The 22,847-nt window shown below is 33.0% G+C and carries 23 protein-coding genes and 1 pseudogene; 11 read left to right on the top strand and 13 right to left on the bottom strand.

Annotated elements, in window-relative coordinates; translation table 11 throughout:
- Window positions 1-132: 132 nt before the first annotated feature.
- A complete protein-coding gene (apaG, locus tag JAO71_RS13530) occupies window positions 133-519 on the bottom strand; it encodes a Co2+/Mg2+ efflux protein ApaG (protein ID WP_054852697.1) in 387 nt (128 codons plus the stop codon).
- An 84-nt stretch (window positions 520-603) separates the two neighbouring features.
- Window positions 604-1,854 carry a type IX secretion system plug protein gene (locus tag JAO71_RS13525; protein ID WP_203001345.1) on the bottom strand — a complete coding sequence of 417 codons (1,251 nt, stop codon included), beginning with the start codon at window positions 1,852-1,854 and terminating at the stop codon, window positions 604-606.
- 193 nt (window positions 1,855-2,047) lie between these two features.
- On the opposite strand from JAO71_RS13525, the gene JAO71_RS13520 reads away from it, so the two are divergent.
- The 9 genes from JAO71_RS13520 (at window position 2,048) to JAO71_RS13480 (ending at window position 10,425) form a co-directional block, all read left to right on the top strand.
- The gene (locus tag JAO71_RS13520; RefSeq protein WP_203001343.1) at window positions 2,048-3,403 is read left to right on the top strand and encodes a Na(+)-translocating NADH-quinone reductase subunit A; all 1,356 of its coding nucleotides are present in this window, start codon (window positions 2,048-2,050) and stop codon (window positions 3,401-3,403) included.
- Window positions 3,403-4,617, top strand: a complete 1,215-nt coding sequence (locus tag JAO71_RS13515) for an NADH:ubiquinone reductase (Na(+)-transporting) subunit B (protein ID WP_028290154.1) — start codon at window positions 3,403-3,405, stop codon at window positions 4,615-4,617. The genes JAO71_RS13520 and JAO71_RS13515 overlap by 1 nt, the downstream gene beginning before the upstream one ends.
- A gap of 2 nt (window positions 4,618-4,619) precedes the next feature.
- Window positions 4,620-5,381 (top strand): Na(+)-translocating NADH-quinone reductase subunit C, encoded by a 762-nt coding sequence (locus JAO71_RS13510; RefSeq protein WP_028607284.1) that lies wholly within the window; start codon window positions 4,620-4,622, stop codon window positions 5,379-5,381.
- Between the two features lie 2 nt (window positions 5,382-5,383).
- The gene (locus tag JAO71_RS13505) at window positions 5,384-6,028 is read left to right on the top strand and encodes an NADH:ubiquinone reductase (Na(+)-transporting) subunit D (RefSeq protein WP_028290152.1); all 645 of its coding nucleotides are present in this window, start codon (window positions 5,384-5,386) and stop codon (window positions 6,026-6,028) included.
- A 7-nt stretch (window positions 6,029-6,035) separates the two neighbouring features.
- The gene (gene nqrE, locus JAO71_RS13500; protein ID WP_036599962.1) at window positions 6,036-6,749 is read left to right on the top strand and encodes an NADH:ubiquinone reductase (Na(+)-transporting) subunit E; all 714 of its coding nucleotides are present in this window, start codon (window positions 6,036-6,038) and stop codon (window positions 6,747-6,749) included.
- Between the two features lies 1 nt (window position 6,750).
- Window positions 6,751-8,064, top strand: a complete 1,314-nt coding sequence (nqrF, locus tag JAO71_RS13495; protein WP_028290150.1) for an NADH:ubiquinone reductase (Na(+)-transporting) subunit F — start codon at window positions 6,751-6,753, stop codon at window positions 8,062-8,064.
- 81 nt (window positions 8,065-8,145) lie between these two features.
- Window positions 8,146-9,012: a DUF4846 domain-containing protein gene (locus JAO71_RS13490; RefSeq protein ID WP_203001341.1), complete on the top strand. Its 867-nt coding sequence runs from the start codon at window positions 8,146-8,148 to the stop codon at window positions 9,010-9,012.
- 53 nt (window positions 9,013-9,065) lie between these two features.
- Window positions 9,066-9,443 carry a Na(+)-translocating NADH-quinone reductase subunit F gene (locus JAO71_RS13485; RefSeq protein WP_203001339.1) on the top strand — a complete coding sequence of 126 codons (378 nt, stop codon included), beginning with the start codon at window positions 9,066-9,068 and terminating at the stop codon, window positions 9,441-9,443.
- 1 nt (window position 9,444) lies between these two features.
- Window positions 9,445-10,425 (top strand): FAD:protein FMN transferase, encoded by a 981-nt coding sequence (locus tag JAO71_RS13480; RefSeq protein WP_203001337.1) that lies wholly within the window; start codon window positions 9,445-9,447, stop codon window positions 10,423-10,425.
- A gap of 1 nt (window position 10,426) precedes the next feature.
- Here the strand turns inward: JAO71_RS13480 and JAO71_RS13475 are convergent, their stop codons facing one another.
- From JAO71_RS13475 to map, 4 genes are read right to left on the bottom strand one after another with little or no spacing between them, the layout of a single operon-like run.
- Window positions 10,427-10,795, bottom strand: coding sequence for a DUF423 domain-containing protein (locus JAO71_RS13475; RefSeq protein WP_116823448.1), 369 nt, complete (start codon window positions 10,793-10,795; stop codon window positions 10,427-10,429).
- Between the two features lie 15 nt (window positions 10,796-10,810).
- Window positions 10,811-11,602, bottom strand: a complete 792-nt coding sequence (locus tag JAO71_RS13470) for a class I SAM-dependent methyltransferase (protein WP_203001335.1) — start codon at window positions 11,600-11,602, stop codon at window positions 10,811-10,813.
- On the bottom strand, window positions 11,603-12,382 hold the full coding sequence (locus tag JAO71_RS13465; protein WP_203001333.1) for a DUF3050 domain-containing protein: 780 nt from the start codon (window positions 12,380-12,382) through the stop codon (window positions 11,603-11,605).
- Window positions 12,383-12,386: 4 nt separating this feature from the next.
- Window positions 12,387-13,205: a type I methionyl aminopeptidase gene (gene map, locus JAO71_RS13460; protein ID WP_028290143.1), complete on the bottom strand. Its 819-nt coding sequence runs from the start codon at window positions 13,203-13,205 to the stop codon at window positions 12,387-12,389.
- Window positions 13,206-13,327: 122 nt separating this feature from the next.
- On the opposite strand from map, the gene JAO71_RS13455 reads away from it, so the two are divergent.
- A complete protein-coding gene (locus JAO71_RS13455; protein ID WP_028607278.1) occupies window positions 13,328-14,599 on the top strand; it encodes an acetyl-CoA hydrolase/transferase family protein in 1,272 nt (423 codons plus the stop codon).
- On the opposite strand, the gene JAO71_RS13450 is transcribed toward JAO71_RS13455, so the two are convergent.
- The 5 genes from JAO71_RS13450 to JAO71_RS13430 form a co-directional block, all read right to left on the bottom strand.
- The gene (locus JAO71_RS13450) at window positions 14,596-14,997 is read right to left on the bottom strand and encodes a BT0820 family HAD-type phosphatase (protein ID WP_028607277.1); all 402 of its coding nucleotides are present in this window, start codon (window positions 14,995-14,997) and stop codon (window positions 14,596-14,598) included. The genes JAO71_RS13455 and JAO71_RS13450 overlap by 4 nt on opposite strands.
- A 130-nt stretch (window positions 14,998-15,127) precedes the next feature.
- Complete coding sequence (gene gpmI, locus JAO71_RS13445; RefSeq protein WP_203001331.1) at window positions 15,128-16,645, bottom strand: 2,3-bisphosphoglycerate-independent phosphoglycerate mutase; 1,518 nt, start codon at window positions 16,643-16,645, stop codon at window positions 15,128-15,130.
- 80 nt (window positions 16,646-16,725) lie between these two features.
- On the bottom strand, window positions 16,726-17,490 hold the full coding sequence (locus JAO71_RS13440) for a M48 family metalloprotease (protein WP_028290139.1): 765 nt from the start codon (window positions 17,488-17,490) through the stop codon (window positions 16,726-16,728).
- Window positions 17,491-17,518: 28 nt separating this feature from the next.
- Entirely contained in the window at window positions 17,519-18,247 is a 729-nt protein-coding gene (locus tag JAO71_RS13435; protein WP_203001329.1) for a M15 family metallopeptidase, read from the bottom strand.
- Window positions 18,244-18,717: a GNAT family N-acetyltransferase gene (locus JAO71_RS13430; protein WP_203001327.1), complete on the bottom strand. Its 474-nt coding sequence runs from the start codon at window positions 18,715-18,717 to the stop codon at window positions 18,244-18,246. The genes JAO71_RS13435 and JAO71_RS13430 overlap by 4 nt, the downstream gene beginning before the upstream one ends.
- Before the next feature lie 69 nt (window positions 18,718-18,786).
- On the opposite strand from JAO71_RS13430, the gene JAO71_RS13425 reads away from it, so the two are divergent.
- Entirely contained in the window at window positions 18,787-19,203 is a 417-nt protein-coding gene (locus JAO71_RS13425) for a GNAT family N-acetyltransferase (RefSeq protein ID WP_203001326.1), read from the top strand.
- 2 nt (window positions 19,204-19,205) lie between these two features.
- Here the strand turns inward: JAO71_RS13425 and JAO71_RS13420 are convergent, their stop codons facing one another.
- Both JAO71_RS13420 and JAO71_RS13415 read right to left on the bottom strand, forming a co-directional pair.
- A complete protein-coding gene (locus JAO71_RS13420) occupies window positions 19,206-20,342 on the bottom strand; it encodes a gliding motility-associated C-terminal domain-containing protein (protein WP_203001325.1) in 1,137 nt (378 codons plus the stop codon).
- 8 nt (window positions 20,343-20,350) lie between these two features.
- A pseudogene (locus JAO71_RS13415) lies at window positions 20,351-22,847 on the bottom strand (hypothetical protein); the annotation flags it as partial.

The raw sequence follows: 22,847 nt of genomic DNA, 5'->3' as shown, positions 1-22,847 counted from the left end.
GTGTTGTGTTTGTAGTTTAAAATTTAAAGTACAAAGTTAAGGATTTTTGTTGGGTTATTTGTGTTAGTAAAATTGTAAAATTAAGCGAGCTTAAAACGTTATAAATAACTTTGAGTATCTTATTAGGTAAGATTAATTTATGGCAAAAGGCGCACTTAATTTAAATGTAGGAATAGCTACATTAAATTTTTTGGTGGTCGTAAAATTAACCATATTGTAGTGTCCCTTCATAGCTCCAAAAGGAGATGTAAGTAGGCAACCTGAAGAATAAGTATGAGATTCGCCTGGTTTTAAAACAGGTTTTTGTCCAATAACACCTTCGCCAGTTACAATAACAGGTTGGTTTAAGGCATCATAGATGGTCCAATGTCTTGCATTAAGTTGGACTGAATCTTTGCTCTGGTTTTCAATGGTAACTTGGTACGCGAATGCAAAGTTAATTTTATAGTCTTTATAAAATGTACCTTCAAATTCCGTTTCTACCGTAATTTTTATTCCTCTTGTAACTTGTTGAACCATTATGTAAGCCATTTGCTTATTGTAAAAATAATAAAATATATTTTAAGTTAAACTTATTTGTGTGTGTAACTGCCTTTTTAACAATTAATTAGTGATTCCAACCGAGTTAATTTCGCCTAAACCTATGATTTTATCATATCTAGCACCTAATTCTCTGTAGTAAACTAAAACTTTATAGTTGTTTTCGGTTTGCCAAAAATTACCACCAATAGTATATTGGTCTACGTCACCTTTATTATTAACAATAGCATATTTGTAATTATAATATCCTTGTTTTAATAAAATAGCTTTGCTATAAACGCCTTCTTCCTCATAGTATTCTAATTTTGTTGCATCCTCTATTTCATAATTATTAAAATTACCAAAGACATAAATGTGACTGCCTTCTTCTAGTTTGGGATATTGAAGCGCAAAGTGTACCCAAGCATAATCTGCTTCAGTTTCTGGTTGGTCAGAATTTAAAGCGTTAATAAAAAAGTTTCCGTTAAGATCTGGATTATAGGTGTATTTTTGATTTGCTCTAGACGTGTTAGTGTATAAGTACGTTTGGTATAAATCTTCTAATCTTATGTATTGGACACCATTGTTTGCAGCTCTTATTTCTTTGTTTTCAAAACTTAAAAATTCATTACCTCCAAAAAAGCTTGAGGCTTCTGTGTATCTATAAGTTAATTCGTTAGCTAAAATATACTGAGGTTCTAAATCTGTGATTGCATTTTTAATATTATTATTTTGAATTATAACAGTTTTTACTGTTTTTTTAGGGTTTACAAATTGAATTGTACTTGAGCTTATTGCAATGTCAACCGATTGTTTCTCGGCAATTGTTGATACATCTCTAGAGCGCTTTATCTGTACTCCAACATCTGCTTGTTGTTGATAAACCATAAATTTTCTACTAAAAACAATATCATCATAATCGTCATAAATTGTCATGATGTAATTACCTGTCACTTTTATGTTTTTGGTGTACTGATTTGGTATAGATAGGTTGTAATGCGAGTAAGTTTGAAGTGTATTAAATGAGTTTTCATAATCTCTTATGCGTTGTTCATCAAACCCTTCAAGATATTCTGATTTAACTAAATTTGAAGGAGTCCAATCAAAATTATAATGTTTAATTTCGTAATAATAATCTTCTTCATCTCCATTTAGGGCATCAAACTCTAATGTTATGGTTTCTCCTAAAGCTATGATTGGTAGTTGGCTTTCAGTTGTTCCTCCATTAAAATAGATAGATTTAATATAGTCAGGAGGAATGATTTCTTCAACTTGAGCAAAACTGCAGTAAGAAATAAGTAAAAAACAGATGTGGTGTATGGTGTTTTTGGACATTTAAAAAGTAGCTTTAAATAACAAATATAATCAATTTCTATGCCTAAGCTGTTTGCTTTATTTAGAATTGTTATAAATAAAGAAACAACAGTGTTAACCTCAAAGTAAATTTGTTATAAATTTGTATTTTTGCTCGGATTTTTAAGCCTTAAAAATCACAATCAGTATAACTATTAACCAATAGATTTATAATATGTCAAACGACATTAAGATTAAAAAAGGTCTGGATATTAAATTAGTCGGAGCAGCCGAAAAGGTTACCGAAACTGCTATTGTTAGCAATTATTATTCAATTAGACCGGAAGATTTTCATCAAGTTACCCCTAAATTAATAGCTAAACAAGGCTCAAAAGTAAAAGCAGGAGAACCTGTTTTTTATGACAAAGCTAATGAAGCTGTAAAATTTGTTTCACCTGTTTCAGGAGAAATTATTGAGATAGCTCGTGGTGAAAAAAGAAAAATTATTTCAGTAAAAATTCAAGCAGACAAAGAACAATCATTTCAGGATTATGGTAAGCTAGACGTAAATTCAGCTTCAGCTGAAGCTATTAAAGCACGTTTACTAGAGTCAGGATGTTGGGCATTTGTAAAACAACGTCCTTATGATGTTATTGCAAAGCCAGATGGTCAGCCTAAAGCTATTTTTATATCAGCTTATGCAAGTGCACCTTTAGTAGCAGATTTAGATTATGTGTTACAAGGTAAAGAGACGCAATTGCAAGCAGCAGTAACAGCTTTAAGCAAATTGACAACTGGTAAAGTTCATGTTAGTGTTGCTAAAAAAGGTAATTCGCCTTTAGCAGGATTATCAGATGTTACTTTACACAAAGTGTCTGGACCACATCCATCAGGAAATGTTGGGACGCAGATTAACAAAATAGACCCTATTAATAAAGGTGAGGTTGTTTGGACAGTAAATGCTCAAGACCTTGTTATTATTGGAGACTTATTGTTAACTGGCCAGTTTAATGCAGAGCGTATTGTAGCTTTAGCAGGTTCTTCTGTGAAAAAACCACGTTATTTTAAAACTAAATTAGGAAGCGAAATCGCAACTATGGTTTATGATAACGGAGTTGATAAAGACGGAAATGATCGAATCATTTCAGGAAACGTTTTAACAGGTAAGCAAGTTAAGCCAGATGGGTTTTTAGATTATTACAGTAACACAATTACTGTAATTCCTGAAGGTGATGATTACGAGTTTTTTGGATGGAATAAGCCAGTTTTTAATAAAGTGTCAACATCAAGAGCTTTAACTTTTTCATGGTTAACACCAAACAAAAAGTTTGACTTAAATACCAATACAAACGGAGAACATCGTGCTTTTGTTATTACTGGTAGTTATGAAGAAGTGTTTCCTTTAGATATCTTTCCAATGCAAATTTTAAAATCTTGTATGTATAAAGATTTAGATGAAATGGAAGCTTTAGGTATGTATGAGGTTGCACCAGAAGATTTTGCTTTAACAGAATTTGTATGTGTGTCTAAACAACCACATCAAAAGATTATTAGAGAAGGATTAGATTTAATGCTTAAAGAAATAGGATAATGGGCTTAAAAAGTAATTTACATAATTTAAAAGAAAAGTATAAAGGAACCAAAATGGCTCCTGCGTTTAACGCCATTCATACTTTTTTATACTTGCCAAATGAAACCACTCATGGTGGAACGCACATTAAGGCAGCAGATGATTTAAAACGTACAATGAATATTGTAATCATGGCTTTAGTACCATGTTTAATATTTGGTATTTTTAACGCAGGTTACCAGCATTATGCAGCTATTGATGCAGCATCAGGAGTTATTAGAGAAGCCTCTTTGTTTAGCAACTTTATAACTTGGGACAACTTTGTTGTTGGAGCTTGGACTGTGTTACCATTAGTAATTGTATCCTATGGAGTTGGTCTTATTGTTGAATTTATTTTTGCAGTAATCAAAGGTCATGAAGTAGAAGAAGGTTACTTAGTAACAGGTATGTTAGTGCCATTAATAGTGCCAGTAGATATTCCATTATGGATGTTATCTGTAGCAGTAATTTTTGGTGTAGTAATAGGTAAAGAAGTTTTTGGAGGTACAGGAATGAATATTCTAAACCCAGCATTAACCATTCGTGCTTTCTTGTTTTTTGCATACCCAACATGGATGTCAGGAGATAAAGTTTGGGTACATGAAGCGGTTGAGCGTGCAGGAACTGCAGATGCAATTTCAGGAGAAACATTATTAGGTGCTTATGCACAAAATAGTAGTTTAGCTGGAATTGATTATATGGATATGTTTTTTGGATTTATTCCAGGATCAGTTGGAGAAACCTCTAAATTATTAATCATCATTGGAGCTCTATTTTTAATCTTTACAAAGGTTGGAAGCTGGAGAATTATTATCTCTACTTTAATAGGAGCTTTAACAATGGGATTAATATTTAACGGAGTTGTTTCTGCTGAGTGGATTGGAGAATCTAGCAAATTTTACGGATTAATGAATGTACCATTCTGGCAGCATTTAATTATTGGTAGTATTTTATTTGGTGCTGTTTATATGGCAACAGATCCAGTAACTGCCTCTCAAACAAATAAAGGGAAATGGATTTATGGATTCTTAATTGGTTTCATTTCAATAATGATCCGTGTATTTAATCCAGCGTATCCAGAAGGTGTATTTTTAGCTATTCTATTAATGAATGTCTTTGCACCAACTATTGACCATTACGTAATACAAGGAAACGTAAAACGCAGAATGAAACGTTTAAAAGTTAAAACAGCATAATCATGGCAATGAACACAGATAAAAATTCATATACTGTAATATTTGCAATTGTAATGGTGCTTGTTGTAGGGTCTTTATTAGCCTTTACTGCAGCAACCTTAAAACCAAATATTGCTGAAAACAGAAGAATGGAAAAGCAACAGAATATTCTGTATGCTATGGGAGTTAACGGTAACGAAGGTGATGGAGACATAACTTTTGTATCTACAGATAAAGTCGCTGACGATTTTAAAAAGTACATCACTAAACAATTAGTTATTGAAAATGGTGTGGCTAAAGAAGATGATGAAGCTTACTTAATCGATATTAAAAAAGAACAAGCAAAAGCTAAAACTGGTGGAACAAGACGTTTACCTTTATTTGTTGGAGAAAAAGATGGCGAAACATTTTACATCGCTCCAATAAGAGGAAAAGGACTTTGGGATGCTATTTGGGGTTATGTTGCTTTAGACCAAGATATGGTTGTAAAAGGAACATTTTTTGACCATGCTGGTGAGACACCAGGTTTAGGAGCAAATATCAAACAACGTTACTTTATGGACGATTTTTATGGTGAAAAATTATTAACTGAAGCAGGTGTATTTAAAGGTATTACTGTTGCTAAAGGTAATAATGATCCAAAAAACGAAATTAAAGACGATAATGAGGTTGATGCATTAGCAGGAGCAACTATCACAGGTGATGGTGTGTCTGCAATGATTAAAAAAGATTTAAAGTTATACCAACCGTATTTCGAGAATTTAAAAAAACTAGCTAGCAATTAATTATGGGACTACTTTCAAAAAAAGACGCAAAGTTAATAACAGACCCTTTAGCAGATAACAATCCTATTACTATTCAAGTTTTAGGTATTTGTTCTGCTTTAGCTATTACCGCAGAGTTAAAAGCGTCGTTGGTAATGGGTATTGCTGTAATGTTTGTATTAGGAATAGGTAACGTAGTTATCTCTTTAATGAGAAACATTATACCTTCTAAAATTAGAATTATTGTACAACTTATTGTAGTTGCTGCTTTAGTAATTATTGTTGATCAAGTATTAAAAGCTTTTGCTTACGAGTTAAGTAAAACACTTTCAGTATTTGTTGGTTTAATTATTACTAACTGTATTATTATGGGACGTTTTGAAGCTTTTGCTTTAGCAAACAAACCTTGGAGGTCTTTCCTTGACGGAATTGGTAACTCTTTAGGTTATGCAGTCATCTTAATAATTGTTGGTTTTTTTAGAGAACTTTTAGGATCTGGTACACTTTTCGGAATACCAGTTTTAGGAGATCCAATCGAAAAAACAGGAGTGTACGCATTAGGTTACGAAAACAACGGATTTATGTTAATGCCTCCAATGGCATTAATAATTGTTGGACTTATCATTTGGGTACAACGTAGTAGAAACAAAGCATTAATCGAAGACTAAAAATATTATGGAACATTTAGAATTATTTTTCAAGTCGATTTTTATAGACAACATGGTATTTGCAGTATTCTTAGGAATGTGTTCTTACCTAGCAGTATCTAAAAAAGTAGCAACAGCTGTTGGATTAGGTGCAGCAGTAATATTTGTATTAGCTATTACTGTGCCTTTAAACTGGTTATTAGATCAGTACATTTTACAACCAGGTGCATTAACTTGGTTAGGTGCAGAATATGCAGATTACGATTTAAGTTTCTTATCATTTATCATGTTTATTGCAACTATTGCAACAATGGTACAATTGGTAGAGATAGTGGTAGAAAAGTTTTCACCATCATTATATAACTCTTTAGGTATTTTCTTACCTCTTATTGCAGTAAACTGTGCCATCTTAGGTGGATCCTTATTTATGCAGTCAAGAGAAATCGAAACTTTAGGTTTAGCATTTAACTATGGTATCTCTTCAGGTATCGGATGGTTTTTAGCTATACTTGCTATTGCAGCTATTAGAGAAAAGATTAGATACAGTAATGTACCTGCACCATTAAGAGGATTAGGAATCACATTTATCATTACAGGATTAATGGGAATTGGATTCTTAAGTTTTGGAGGTATGTTAACTGGAGGAGATGAAGAAGCTCCTAAAAAGGAAAATACAACAGCAGTGAAAACTAAAGTTGAAGAAACAAAAGAATTAGCTAACAATACTAAAATAATAGAGTAATATGATTTTAGCAGCAGGAACAACAGGAACAGTAATAGTAACTGTAGTAGCTTTTTTACTTATAACATTAGTATTAGTAAGTTTACTACTTTTTGTAAAACAAAAATTATCACCATCAGGTCCAGTAAAGATCTTAATTAATGGTGAAAGAGAAATTGAAGTATCTTCAGGAGGATCTTTATTATCAACTTTAGGTAGTAATAAAATCTTTTTACCATCAGCTTGTGGTGGAGGTGGTACTTGTATTCAATGTGAATGTCACGTTTTATCTGGTGGAGGTGAAGCTTTACCAACAGAAACACCTCACTTTTCAAGAAAAGAATTAGCACATGGTGCACGTTTATCTTGTCAAGTAAAGGTTAAGCAAGACATGGAAATCACAATTCCAGAAGAAGTATTCGGAATTAAAAAATGGGAAGCAACTGTAGTATCTAACTACAACGTGGCAACATTTATTAAAGAGTTTGTAGTTGAAATTCCAGAAGATATGGACTACAAAGCAGGAGGTTATATTCAAATAGAAATTCCTAACTGTACAGTTAATTATTCAGAGATGGATATTACTGCACATCCAGAAGATCATCCAGGTGAGCCTAACAAGTTTGAGGCAGATTGGGATAAATTTGGTTTACGTCCTTTAGTAATGAAAAATGATGAGTTAGTAGAAAGAGCATACTCTATGGCTTCTTATCCTGCAGAAGGAAGAAGAATTATGCTTAACGTACGTGTCGCTACACCTCCTTTTGATCGTGCCAAAGGTGGCTGGATGGATGTTAATCCAGGAGTTGCATCTTCATATATTTTTAACCAAAAGGTTGGTGATAAAGTAACTATTTCAGGGCCTTATGGTGAATTCTTTATCAACGAGTCTGATGCAGAAATGCTTTACGTTGGTGGAGGTGCTGGTATGGCTCCAATGCGTTCTCATTTATACGAGTTATTTAGAACTATCAAAACTGGTCGTAAAGTTACGTATTGGTATGGTGGACGTTCTAAAGCTGAGTTATTCTACATTCACTATTTTAGAGCATTAGAAAAAGATTTCCCGAACTTCAAGTTCTTTATTGCATTATCAGATCCAACGGAAGCTGATAACTGGAAATTGAAATCAGATATTAATGACGAGTCTGGTGATGGATTTGTTGGATTTATTCACCAAGTGGTAATAGACCAATATTTATCTAAGCACGAAGCTCCAGAAGACATAGAGTTATATTTCTGTGGTCCTCCTTTAATGAACCAAGCAGTTCAAAAAATGGGAGAAGATTTTGGTATTGATGATGAAAATATCAGATTTGATGACTTTGGAGGATAGAAATAATCAAATGATTATAAAGTTTTCTTAATATATAAAAAGCTCGATACGAAAGTGTCGAGCTTTTTCGTTATTTGTAATATGAGAAAAGCAGCACTTATTATTTTAATTATTGTCACATTAGTGCTTTTGTTTTACCAATTAAATCCAAAACCTATTAAGCATTTTGTAAATGCAGTTACTAAAAAAGTACAACTTTTAGATAAAGATAGCTTAACAATAGCCTCTAGAGTGAATACTCCTAAAGGTTTTGTGCGCGTAAATTATCCAAAGGGAAGTTTTCAAGAGTATCTTAGACATTATAATTTAAAACCTTTTGGTAGTAAAATTATAAATTATGATAATTCAGTATATTATTGGCAGAAAGGACATATTGGTATTTTGGAAGTTCCAGTACCAAAAAACGGTTTACAGCAATGTGCAGATGCACTAATTAGAATTAGAAGCGAATATCTTTGGGATACCAATCAAAGGGATAAAATAGGTTTTAATTTTACTTCAGGACACTATTGTTCTTGGTCTAAATATGCAAAAGGTTATAGACCTAAAGTTAATGGAAATAAAGTTACATTTAATAAAACAGCACGAGAGGATTATAGTAAGTCTAATTTTTATAAGTATTTAAACTTGATTTACATGTATTCAGGGACATTGTCTTTGTATAATGAGTTAAATGCTATTACACAGATTCAGGATCTTAAGATTGGTGATATGTTAATTCTTGGAGGTAGTCCAGGACATATTGTAATGATTACAGACGAAGCGATTAATAGCAAAGGCCAAAAGTTGTTTTTGTTGTTTCAAGGTAATACACCTGCTCAAAGTGTTCATTTAGTAAAAAATTTAGAAGATCCAATCAATTCTCCTTGGTATGATCTTAAAATGAATGCCATCATTCCTGTGTCCAACTACATTTTCTACAATTCCAAATTTGTAAGGTTTAAGTAATTTGTTGTCTGGCTTTTCTTCCGCGAAAGCGAAATAAACTTTATTTTTGTAGTATGAGTAAAGCATTATCAAAACAAGAGTTACATAACTTGGCTATGAATCATGTTGGTAAAGATTTAGAACAACGTGGTTTTGAATTTATAGCTATAAATAGCCAATTAAAAAGGCATCCACAATTTGTTTGTATGGATAAAAATAAACAGTATTATTTCGTGGTTGTTCGTGCAGTTATCTTACCAGAAAATGCTAATAATTATGATGTTGTTTGGATGGAGTCCTTTAAAAAGCATGCATTTGAAAAAAATGCAAAAGTACTTTATGCTGGTGTTGGATTAGGTAACCCTAAAGGTGAAGATTTACCAATATATCTTAATGAAGAATACTTAATTGAATATAACGGAATACAATTATTAGAATCTAATTTAAATTAAGATGAAAAAAAGTCTATTAGCCATTGTGCTTTTGATTGTAATGGGTTGTAAAAAACAACCTGAATTACTTAAAATATCTGGTCCTGTATTTGGTACCAGTTTTAGTGTGCAGTATTTTGACTTAGATGGTCGTGATTATAATAAACAATTTGATAGCTTATTTACTATCATAAATAAGTCCATGTCCAATTATCAGGCAGATTCTGATATTTCTAAAATTAATAGAAACGAAGCTGTTACTGTAGATCAACATTTTAAAAATGTATTTGAAGGTTCAAAACAAATTTATCGTGAAACGGAAGGTGTTTTAGATCCTACTATTGGACGATTGGTTAATGGATGGAACTTTGGATCAGAACACACAAAAACGGCTTTAGATAGCGCAAAAGTAGATAGTTTGATGCGTTATGTTGGTCTTAATCGTGTTGGAATTAAAAATAATAAAGTTATAAAATCTAAGGAGGCTTTTATAGATTTTAATTCTATTGCTAAAGGGTATGGTGTAGATGTTATTGCAGATTTTTTAGAGTCTAAAAGTATCAAAAATTATATAGTAGATATAGGTGGAGAGCTTCGTGCTAAAGGGATTAACCTTAAAAAAAATAAAGGATGGACAGTTGGAATAGAAAATCCAAATTTTGATGGTTCTCAATCCTATGATAAAACGATAGTACTAAGCAATCAAGCTATGGCAACTTCTGGTACATATCGTAAATTTAAAATTGATAAAAACGGAAACAGATATGCACATATCATAAACACCAAAACGGGATATCCTACTAAAACTAATATTTTAGGAGTATCTGTAATTACAAATACGTGTATGCTGGCAGATGGCTATGCAACCGCTTTTCAAGCAATGGGATTACAAAAACTGGATTATTTTTTAGCAAAGCATCCAGAACTAAAAGTATATGTTATTTTTGAAGGTGACAATGGAGAATTGGAGTCTAAAGCATTTAATGGATTTAAAACAAATTAGTTTAAAAAGCATTGTACATTAGTAGTAACCAACCAGAAACTAAAAGTAATCCTCCAATAGGAGTTACAGGTCCAAGAAATTTTAATTTTTTACCTTTTGCGTCAGACAAAATTAAACCGTAAATACTAAACGAAAACAATATTATACCTATCACAAAACACCAATAAATACTGTTAGATATTTGACCTTGACCGTAACCTAAAGCCAGTAAAACAATAGCGTGATACATTTGGTATTTAACACCAACTTCAAAACTATGTAGCTGATCTGTTGTTAATATTTTTTTTAAAGCATGTGCACCAAAAGCTCCAAAAATAACAGCTAGCATCCCGAATAAAGCGCCTGTTGCAATTATAGTTTGCGATGTCATAAATTTATATTTAGGTTATTGTTTTTTGTAAACTACAGGTATAATTTCACCTTTTGCTAAGCAGTATTTTTCTATCGCTTTCGCGGAAAGTTTAGCCGTATAATCAACTTCATTTACCATAAAGCCAATAGCTCTTAGTTTGTTAAAGTAGTCGTAGCCATACACACGTACATGATCATATTGACCAAAAATTTCAGCTCGTTCTTTTTTATCGGTAATACTATCGTCCTCAAAAGTGGTTTGTCTACTTAAATCTTGCGGAATTTGAAATACACCATATCCACCAGGTTTCATTACACGACATAGCTCTTGCATAGCTTTAGTGTCGTCTGGTATATGTTCTAACACATGATTACATAAAATAATATCATAGGTGTCATCTTCAAACGGAAGGTCGCAAATATCTGCTTTTACATCTGCAATAGGAGACAGTAAATCTGTAGTTGTGTAATCTAAATGATTTAAAGCTCTAAACCGATTTAAAAAACATTGCTCTGGTGCAAAATGCAGTACTTTAAGTTTTTCAGAACTAGAAGTGTTTTCAGATTCAAAAAAATTAGTTTCGTTTTGTAAATACAACCATAACAATCTGTGACGTTCTAAAGATAGAGTAGAAGGTGATAAAACGTTATTACGTTGTTTACCATAGCCATAAGGTAAAAAACTTTTAAAGCTTTTACCATCAATAGGATCTGTAAAGGTGTTTCCTTTTAAAAAAAACGCTAAAACTGGTCTAATAATATAGCTCAACCTTATTAATAAAGGTCTCGGTATCACGTTTAATATTAGTTTAAAAAGACGTTTCATTTAAGCTTTTGCTAATTTCTTTTGCAAAATTAAGTCAGTAATAGTATCCCAAAGTGCAATACGTTGTTGTAAAGCTTGTTTAGCAGTAGTTAATGTTTCTTCCCATTTATTACTGTCATTACCACATAACTCTTCAATCATTTTTAAAGATAAAGGACCATGTTCATCTCCATCTAACTCAATGTGTCTGTTTAGATAGTAAGATAATTTACTAAAAGATTGCTCTTCGGTTTTTGAATGTTTTATAATTTGAAAAAACATATCAGGTATAATATCCTCTCTACCAAAAGTAAAAGCAGAGGCAATAATATGAGGTTTATTTGTTTGTATAGTTTTAAAAGTATAATCTATAAACTGATAAGTTTTAGAATTTAAATTTATGTTATTTGCAGCTTCTTCTACTGTTTGTCCTAAAGTTAAATTAGCTATAAATTGTTTGATTTTAGTCGTATCTGCACCAATTTGCGTCATAGCATCTAAGTACATTTCAAAATGACTTTTAGCTTCACCAAGCTCATTAACATCACTTTCTTCGCCTAAAACAATTTCGTTTATAAATCTTGACGTTGCAGGATTAGATACAGGTAGCCAAGGTAACGTTGTTGTAGTTAAATGGTTTTGAAGTGCTTTTAAAAGTGACATAAAATCCCAAACAGCATATACGTGCTGTTCCATAAAAAGTTTAATATCATCAAGATTTGATAATACCGAATATAATTTATGGTTATTTAATGTTTCTCTTAAAGGCTGTAATTGCTGTTCTAAACTTTCAATTGTCATAAATTTATAGCACTAAAGGGGTTTGTCTAAATTCATCTTCTTCATTACTAGTAATACCCAAAGCTTCATATATGTAAGCAAAAGTGGATAGTAATTCTGGTTTACCATCTACAATTGCAACATCATGTTCAAAATGTGCACTTGGCTTACCATCTAAGGTCGTAATAGTCCAACCATCTCTGTGTTGCTTAATGCGTTGTGTACCAAGATTAATCATAGGTTCAATTGCTACAACCATCCCTTCAATAAATTTCTTACCACGACCACGTTTACCATAATTTGGCATTTCTGGATCCTCATGCATTTTAGTACCTAAACCATGTCCAACAAGTTCACGTACGACACCATAACCATGATCTTCGCAATATTTTTGTATAGCATAACCAACATCTCCAACACGATTACCAACTTTTAGTTGCTTGATTCCAGCGTATAAAGATTCTTTAGTAACTTGAAGTAGTTTTTCAGTTTCTGGGTCTATTTCACCTACTGCAAAAGTATAGGCATGATCACCATAATATCCATTTAAAATAGAGCCACAATCAATAGATATAATATCTCCATTTTCTAAAGGCGTATTATTGGGTATACCATGAACCACTTGAGAGTTTGGACTCATACATAAGGTGTTAGGAAAATCATATAATCCTAAAAAACCAGGAACAGCACCTAAATCTCTGATGTGTTCTTCAGCAATTTTATCTAATTGTAATGTGGTAACACCTGGTTTTACTGCTTTAGCAACTTCACCTAATGTTTTAGAAACAACTAATGCAGCTTCGCGCATTAATTCTATTTCTTCTTTTGTTTTAACTATAATCATGGTTCAAAAAAATATGTGCAAATATACTTAAAATAAACCGCTTTATTAATTTTGAAGACATGACATTTAGCAGGTTTTAAAGTATTTTGATATGGTATTTTTGTGTTATAAAAATTACAATTATGTTTACATCAGTCACTGCAGAAGAAGCAGTAAAAGTTATAAAATCTAATAATAGGGTTTATATTCAAGCTGCAGCTGCAGCACCACAATCTTTAATACAAGCAATGACCAAAAGGCATGAAGAGTTAAGTCATGTCGAGATTTGTCATTTACATACCGAAGGAGAAGCACCTTATGCAAATCCAGAATTAAAGGATAGTTTTCATGTTAATTCTTTTTTTATCGGAAAAAATGTGAGACATACTTTAAAAGCAGGAAATGGATCTTACACTCCTGTTTTTTTAAGTGAATTACCAATTTTGTTTAAACGTAATATCATTGATTTAGATGTCGCTTTTATTCATGTCTCTGTTCCAGATAAACATGGATATTGTTCTTTAGGAGTTTCTGTTGAAGCGACATTGGCAGCAATTGATAATGCAACAACTGTTATTGCTCAAGTTAATAGGTATATGCCCAGAACACATGGAGCAGGAATTATACACGTATCCGAAATAGATACTTTTGTTGAAAGTCATCAACCTTTACCAGGTCATGATGTAGTAAAACCTAATGCTATTGAAAATAAAATTGGCGATTTTGTAGCTAATTTAATTGAAGATGAAAGTACTTTGCAAATGGGAATTGGAAGCATACCAAATGCAGTGCTAACTAGATTGACTAATCACAAAAACTTAGGGTTACATACTGAGATGTTTTCGGATGGAGTTATAGATTTAATTTTAAATAATGTCATAAACGGAAACTATAAAGCTATTAACAGAGGACGTGCATTATCTACTTTTTTAATTGGATCACAACGTTTGTATGATTATGTAGACGATAATCCTTTTGTAGAAATGCGTGCATCTAATTATACTAATGATGTGTCGATAATTAAACAAAATCCTAAAATGGTAGCTATTAATAGTGCTATAGAAGTAGATGTTACTGGACAAGTTTGTGCAGACAGTATAGGTGCACACATGTACTCTGGAGTAGGAGGTCAGATGGATTTTATAAGAGGTGCTTCTTTAAGTCAAGGCGGAAAAGCAATCATAGCATTACCATCGGTTACAAAAAATGGAATTAGTAGAATTGTACCAACATTAAAACCAGGAGCAGGTGTGGTAACAACACGATCACATGTGCATTATGTAGTTACAGAATATGGTGTAGCTAATTTGTTTGGTAAAACAATCAAGGAACGTGTGAAAGCTTTAGTAGAAATTGCGCATCCAGACCATAGAGAGCAAATAGATAGGCAATATTATGATTTAATAAAATATTAAAACTTAAACCATTTTTTTTTCTTTGGCTTAGCTAATTGTGGTGTTTCGTTGGTTAACATTTGGTAGATTTCTCCCCAACCTAAGATGCCACCAATGTTGCGGTCGTCTATAAAAAGGTCTGCATGTATTTTTCTGCTTGCTTCATTTTTAAAGACTTCTTCAGGAAAACTTTGATTAACAGCATAAAAAGTAATGCCATTATCTTTACAAAATGAGACTGCTTCATCTAATTTTTTACCGTGTCTGTAGGTCCAAAGTATAAGTCTATGTCCATCTTTTTGAAGACGTTTAAGGGTTTCAAAAGCAAAAAGGCGAGCTTGTCCAATACTTGGATAAGCATCTTCTACTATTGTACCATCAAAATCTACAGCAATTATAAGTCCTTTGGAAAGTTTCATTTTAATAAAATTGAATTCAAAAATACAATATTAATGACAAATTAATAATCATTATTATATGGTGAAACTAAAAAGTGTATCAATTTATATTGATACACTTTTTAGTTGAAGTTATTTTGATTCTTGTAGCTTAGATTAAGCTATTACAAGTCATTGCTTCAGGTTGATCTACTCCCATTAATTTTAAAATAGTTGGAGCCATATCACCTAAAACACCATCTTTGATAGTTTTTAAGTCTTTATCAATTAAGATTAAAGGCACTGGATTTGTTGTGTGTGCAGTGTTAGGTGAACCATCAGGATTAATCATAGTTTCACAATTACCATGGTCTGCTATTAATAAGGTGGTATAGTCATGTTCTAAAGCGGTAGTTACAACTTGTTTTACACATTTATCAACGACTTCACAAGCTTGTATTGCTGCAGACATTGATCCTGTGTGACCAACCATATCACCATTTGCAAAATTTAAACAAACAAAATCTGCTGTTTCGTTTTCTAATTCTGGTACTAATGCATCAGTTAACTCAAATGCAGACATCTCTGGTTTTAAATCGTAAGTAGCAACTTTTGGCGAATTCTTTAAAATACGACTCTCTCCTTTAAAAGGGGCTTCTTGACCACCTGAAAAGAAAAACGTAACGTGTGGATATTTTTCTGTTTCGGCAATACGTATTTGTGTTTTGTTATTTTTTTCTAAAACTTCACCTAAAGTTTCAGTAATATTATCCTTGTCAAAAATTACTTTTATACCAGTAAAAGCATCACCATAATTGGTCATAGTTACATAGTATAAATTTAGTTTGTGCATGTTTTGCTCATGATGGTCGTTTTGGTATAACGCATCTGTTAGCTCACGTCCACGATCTGTTCTAAAATTAAAAAAGATAACGACATCATCTTCTTTTATAGTGGTTAAAGGTTGTCCTTCTGGATTTGTTTTTATGATAGGTTTAATAAACTCGTCAGTAACCTCTCCATCATATTGTTTTTGTATACTTTGTGATAAATTATCAGATAATTCACCAGTACCATTTACTAATGCGTCATAGGCTAATTTGATACGTTCCCAACGGTTATCACGATCCATAGCATAATAACGACCTGTTAAACTGGCTAGCTTTGTATGTTTGTTTTTGGTAAAGTCTTCTAAGTCTTCAACAAAACCTTTTCCTGATTTTGGGTCTACATCACGTCCATCTGTAAAGGCATGTACATAAGCGTTTTTTATACCTGAAGCTTCGGTAGCAGTAATTAACCCTTTTAAATGGTTAATATGAGAGTGTACTCCACCATCACTTAACAAACCTAAAAAATGAATGTTTTTATTTTCCGCTTTAGCGTAATTAAAAGCATCTTGTAAAACTTGTTCTTGAGCTAAAGTATTATTATCTATTGCTAAGTTGATTTTTGCTAAATCTTGGTATACTATACGTCCTGCACCAAGATTCATGTGGCCAACTTCACTATTTCCCATTTGACCTTCGGGCAAACCAACATGTAATCCATCTGTACGTAGTTGCGCATTTGGATAATTGGTATATAAACTATCTATAAAAGGTGTGTTAGCATTATCTATTGCAGAGACTTTTGGATCAGGCGATTTTCCCCATCCATCTAAAATCATTAAGATTACTTTTTTGTTCATTTTATTAGATTTTGTTTATACAAATATAAAAACAAAAGTCCTGCAATTGCAGGACTTTAAGGTTTGTTTACGATAACGATTTAGTTAATCGAATATTTTTCAATGGACTCTCTAATATGTTCTATACGATTGTCAGGATCTGGATGTGTGCTCTTAAACTCTGGCTGTCTGTTAGGTCCAGCAGCTGTTTTTAAAATTTCCATAACAGCTATCATTTCTTCTGGATTATATCCAGATTTAATCATGAATTTTACGCCTAAATCATCACTTTCTAATTCGTCATCACGACCATTAGTTAGTAATTTTGTCATACCATATTGTTGAATAAATCCACCAGCATCTGCACCTACAGATCCAGCGGTTGAAAGTCCCTGCCAAAGCTCGGAATTGGCAATACGCTCTGCACTATGTTTACCTAAAACATGACCAATTTCATGACCTAATACACCAGCTAATTGGTCTTCGTTTTCTAGTTTAGCAAATAAAGCATAGGTGATAAATATTTGTCCTCCAGGCAACGCAAATGCATTTATAGTATTTGCGTCTGCTAATAAGTGAAACTCATAGTTATATGGTGTTTCTTTGGCGATACTATTATTTACTAGCTTGTTACCTACATTGTCCACTAAGGTTTGATAAGTTTGATCTGGATAAAGCCCACCATGTTGAGCTGCCATTTGATCACGACTTTGTAAACCCATTTGTATTTCTTGATCAGGAGTCATAGATATGGCTTGTTTTTTTCCAGTGTATGGATTTATTTCTTGCTGGCTGCAATATTTAAATCCAAAAAAAGCTGCAATACACAAGCCTATAAGTAGTCTTCCTTTTAAATTTCCTCTCATTTTTAATTAAAATTGTTAATATTACAATTTACAAAAGTTCTGGGTTAATATCTAATATGTTTTGGTTTAAGTACTGATTTATAAATGTTTCGGTAAAAGAATCACTTCCGGATAAAGCTTCTTTTTTTAATATTTCAGTAATATTTAATTTTTGATAGGCTTTTAAGTAGTCAAATGAAAGTGCTTTGTAGCTAAAGTGCCAAGGTTCATATTTAAAACCTTTACGGATAGCATTATCTGTATATACTAAATAAAACCCATAGGTAGCAGCATTAACATCCATCCACTCTTTTAGTTTACAATACGGTCCATTATTATGAAAATTACTTGGCAATAAAACACTTCTAGGTTGTTTGACATTAGTTTGGTATATGTCAATATCTGTTCCCCAATGGTGACGAGATGTACCTGGTATGGTAGAGTATTCTATAATTTTTTTAATATTATCTTGATCAGATAATCCTTTGGCTTTGTTGCTTTTAAATTTACGTTCCCAAATGCGTTTTTGATGAGCAAATCCTCTGTAACTAGAAACGGCTCCTATACTAATTCCGTCCTTTAAAGCAGCGGTCTGCATTTTTTTGAATGCTAAATGAGCTTCTTCTCTTAGGTTATACCCATTTCCGAACAGTTTAGGTTGTCCTTTTCCTATTAATTCTTCATTTGAAATTACAGTTTGATAAAAAGCAAATTGAGGTAAACTTGCAATTGTAAAGCAAATAGTTAATACGATTTTTTTTAAAGTTTGTTTTTTCATTTTAATGATTTATGCATGGTGTAATGTGGACCAACTTCGGGAATATTAAATTGCGTTCCTATCGTTTCAAATCCATTTTTCTTATAAAAATTTAAAGCTACAATTCTAGCATTAAACCAAAGCTTGTTTATGTTTTTACTTTTTAAAAAATTAACTCCATGCGTTAGTAATAGCTTTCCGAATTGTAATCCTTGAAACTCTTCCAAAACACCCATTGCACGTAATCTATATTGATTTGAGTCTTTAAATAAAGGGGATTGATCTGCTACAAAAGTGCAAACTCCAGCAAGTTGGTTTTTGTAAAATAAACCAAAATGATATGTGTTACTTAAATCATCTTGCAGAATATAACAAGCTTCAATTGGTTTGCCTTGTCTTAATACTGCGTGCCTGACAGGTATTGTGTCGCTTCCTTTAATAGGTTGGATTGTAATGTCCTTTTGTGATAATGTATCTAAGCTATTTTGCATAGGTGTTAAAACTAGAATAAATGTAAATATGATATTTCAAAATTAATTAATTTTGAATAAAAAAAAGTAATGTCTATTAGCTTTAAATTAATTGAAAAGGAAAATATTATTCCTCTAATTCAGAAATTATCTAATCATAAAAATTCAGATGCTATTCTAAAAGAACGTTTTGCCGAGATGATTACTCAAAATTATGAATGTGCAGGAGTTTATGATAATGACAACTTGATTGGTGTTTCTGGAATGTGGTTTCAAACAAGACATTATGCAGGAAAAAGTATGGAGGTTGATCATGTCTATATTGAAGCTGAATACCAAGTACAAGGTTTGGGTAAGCAGTTTTTTAAATGGATGTATGCGTATGCTAAAAGTAAAGGTAGTACGACTTCAGAGTTAAATACCTATGTGCAAAATTACCCTTCGCATAAGTTTTATTATAACGAAGGGTATGAAATTTATGGATATCACTTTTTTAAAACCTTGTAGTTTTAATACGTTATGTAAATGTATCCAGAATAACTTTTGTTTTCTTCAGGAAGTTGTAATACATAAAAATAAGTACCTACAGGTAATTTACTTCCTTGATTACCAACTACCGTTTTATTAGAAATTCCATTAAATGTATTGTCATAATTTTCGGCATCATAAACAACTCTTCCCCAACGATTAAATATTTTAAGATTGTTTTTAAAAAGTTCTACTCCTCCAATTACAAAATTATCATTTAGACCATCGTTATTTGGGCTAATACCATTATAGACTGTTAATCCGTCACTTCCAATTAAGGACCCAAAAGTTATAACTGAATAGTCATTTGGTATAAACTCTATAGAGCTTATTGTTCCATTGTTAATATCTCCAGTTATAGCAGAATTACCTAAGTCCATCCATTTGTTTTCAACTTCACTCCAGCCAACAATTCTTAAATTCATTAAGTCATCAACAAGGTTATCTATTTGGCTTTCTTGATTCCAGGTTAAAGTAACAAATGTTTCTGTGCGACCATCAAAATCCCAAAATTCTTCAATATTGACTTGGTTAATAATACTTTCAGAGATAGAAGTGTCAAAATTAGTGTTGAATGTAGAAGGGAAATTTGGATCTTCATTATAATATGCAGCACTAAATTTTTCAGGTCCAGTCTGATTAGGTGTAATTAAAGGTCTAAACTTATCATCTTGACCAATTGGGAAAATAAAAGATTGATTAGTGGTAGCAGATGCATAACCATCAACATGTCTTAAATCATCTTCGAGTGTATAAATAGCATTTCCAAAATAATCTAAAGAAACATTTGGAGTCAATCTTGGTGTGATAATATCTCCAATTATATAATCTAGTCCGTTTGTTATTTGAGTGTTTATTTGAAGGTAAAGATGATTATCTACAGCAACTTCGACATCGTAAAATCTAGGCACGTTTGTACCTGAAATTGTTATTGGATTGTCTTCGTTATAAAAACCTGCTAAACCAACATTTTGATTAAATGGACCGTCATTTTGTAAATCTACATGAAATCCAATTTGTCCTTGATTATGAATTTGGATATTTCCAAAATTATGAAAAGCTTCTTGTGCAATACTAATATTAAATACTAGTAAGGCTATAATTATTATAGTTCTCATAGTCTTTATTATTTATATGCTGTGAATAAAACAACAACATTATCTGATTTGTTTGTAACATTAATAGTGAAACCATTTGTGTTAAATGAAGTTAAACTTGCTAAGGTTCTACCAACAGCATTACCATTTTGATTACCATACCTTAACCCTATACATCTTGTACTTGACGCATATCTAGAAATATCATTAATAGAATTTCCACTACCACCTACATATATAACTTGTTGTGTAATTGTTCCAGAATCGTTTCTAGCAAAACCATTCATTGATCCAAAAGAATTGGCAATTCCTGTATTATTATCTCCAACACCATTATCAGAATCTAAATCTAATGTTTCTACATTAGCATGAGCTACAAAAGTTATAGATGAAGGTTCAAATGGTAAACCCGTTATTGTTTGATTTCCTGTAGCGGTAATAATAAACTGTCCAACATATGTACTTGAAGGCCCAACTTCACCTTGAATACCTTGTGGACCAACTGCTCCATCAACACCATCAGTACCATCGTTTCCGTCTGCTCCAGCAGGACCTTGCGGTCCAGTTTCACCTTGAATACCCTGAAGACCTTGAGGTCCAATTGCTCCATCAACACCATCAGCACCATCGTTTCCGTCTGCTCCAGCAGGACCTTGCGGTCCAGTTTCACCTTGAATACCTTGAAGACCTTGAGGTCCAACTGCTCCATCAACACCATCAGCACCATCGTTTCCGTCTGCTCCAGCAGGACCTTGTGGTCCAGTTTCACCTTGAATCCCTTGAAGACCTTGAGGTCCAATTGCTCCATCAACACCGTCAGCACCATCGTTTCCGTCTGCTCCAGCAGGACCTTGTGGTCCAGTTTCACCTTGAATCCCTTGAAGACCTTGAGGACCAACTGCTCCATCAACACCATCAGTACCATCGTTTCCGTCTGCTCCAGCAGGACCTTGTGGTCCAGTTTCGCCTTGAATACCTTGAAGACCTTGTGGACCAACTGCTCCATCAACACCATCAGTACCATCGTTTCCGTCAGCTCCAGCAGGACCTTGCGGTCCAGTTTCACCTTGAATTCCTTGAAGACCTTGAGGACCAACTGCTCCATCAACACCATCAGCACCATCGTTTCCGTCTGCTCCAGCAGGACCTTGCGGTCCAGTTTCACCTTGAATTCCTTGAAGACCTTGAGGACCAACTGCTCCATCAACACCATCAGCACCATGGTTTCCGTCTGCTCCAGCAGGACCTTGCGGTCCAGTTTCACCTTGAATACCCTGAAGACCTTGTGGGCCAACTGCACCATCAGCACCATCGTTTCCATCTGCTCCAGTAGGACCTTGCGGTCCAGTTTCACCTTGAATACCCTGAAGACCTTGTGGGCCAACTGCACCATCAGCACCATCGTTTCCATCTGCTCCAGTAGGACCTTGCGGTCCAGTTTCACCTTGAATACCTTGTGGACCAACTGCTCCATCAACACCATCAGCACCATCGTTTCCGTCTGCTCCAGCAGAACCTTGTGGTCCAACTATGCCAACAGTTGTAGTTTGATTACTTTCGTTTGTGTAAGTAACAGTTCCATTCCCATTATCAATAAGAGTTGTTATTGTTTCTTTGATTTCAACATTTGTTCCATTTCCGGAAGAGTGGTTTGCTATTGTATTTCCTGATGTGACAGTTGGTAATACACTAGAGGTTAGAGATGATAAGTTAATAGATTGGTCACCACCAGCATCAGTAATAGTAAGTTCAGTTCCATTAAATGATATGTCTGTATTCAATTCGTTAGTAGTATCTGCATCAGCATCTTGTATGTTAATATCTATATTTCCACCATCTTCAAGAGCAACGTTTACTTCTTCAAGTGGAGTTGTTACCGTAGAAGAAATGATTTGATTATCAGTATTATCTAAGTAAGGTGTTAAGTCGATATTATTAGGGTTCCCTTCTTCGTCTGTATAAGTTATAATATTGTTTGTTGGATCTATTTCTATGGTAGTTAAAGTTTCTAGGTTTGAAATATCAATAATAGTCGTTTGACCATCTTCATCAGTGTAAGTGAAAGTTCCATCATTATTGTCAACAATAGTTGTTAATGCTTCTAAGTTAGCAACGATAGCAGATAAGTCTAATTGAGTTATAATACCATCTTCATCTGTATAATCTATGTTGGTATTATCAGCATTTACAGCAATAGAAGTTAAAGTTTCTAGGTTAGCAACATCAATAATAGTCGTTTGACCATCTTCATCAGTGTAGGTGAAAGTTCCGTTGTTGTTGTCAACAATAGTTGTTAAGGCTTCTAAGTTAGCAACGATAGCAGATAAATCTAATTGAGTTACAATACCATCTTCATCTGTATAATCTATGTTGGTATTATCAGCATTTAAAGCAATAGAAGTTAAAGTTTCTAGGTTTGAAATATCAATAATAGTCGTTTGACCATCTTCATCAGTGTAAGTGAAAGTTCCATCATTATTGTCAACAATAGTTGTTAATGCTTCTAAGTTAGCAACGATAGCAGAT

This window comes from Olleya sediminilitoris, from assembly GCF_016785945.1.
GTDB classification, from domain to species: Bacteria; Bacteroidota; Bacteroidia; order Flavobacteriales; family Flavobacteriaceae; genus Olleya; species Olleya sediminilitoris.
Note: the sequence above shows the minus strand (reverse complement) of the source record. Positions and strands in the feature narration are given on the sequence as shown.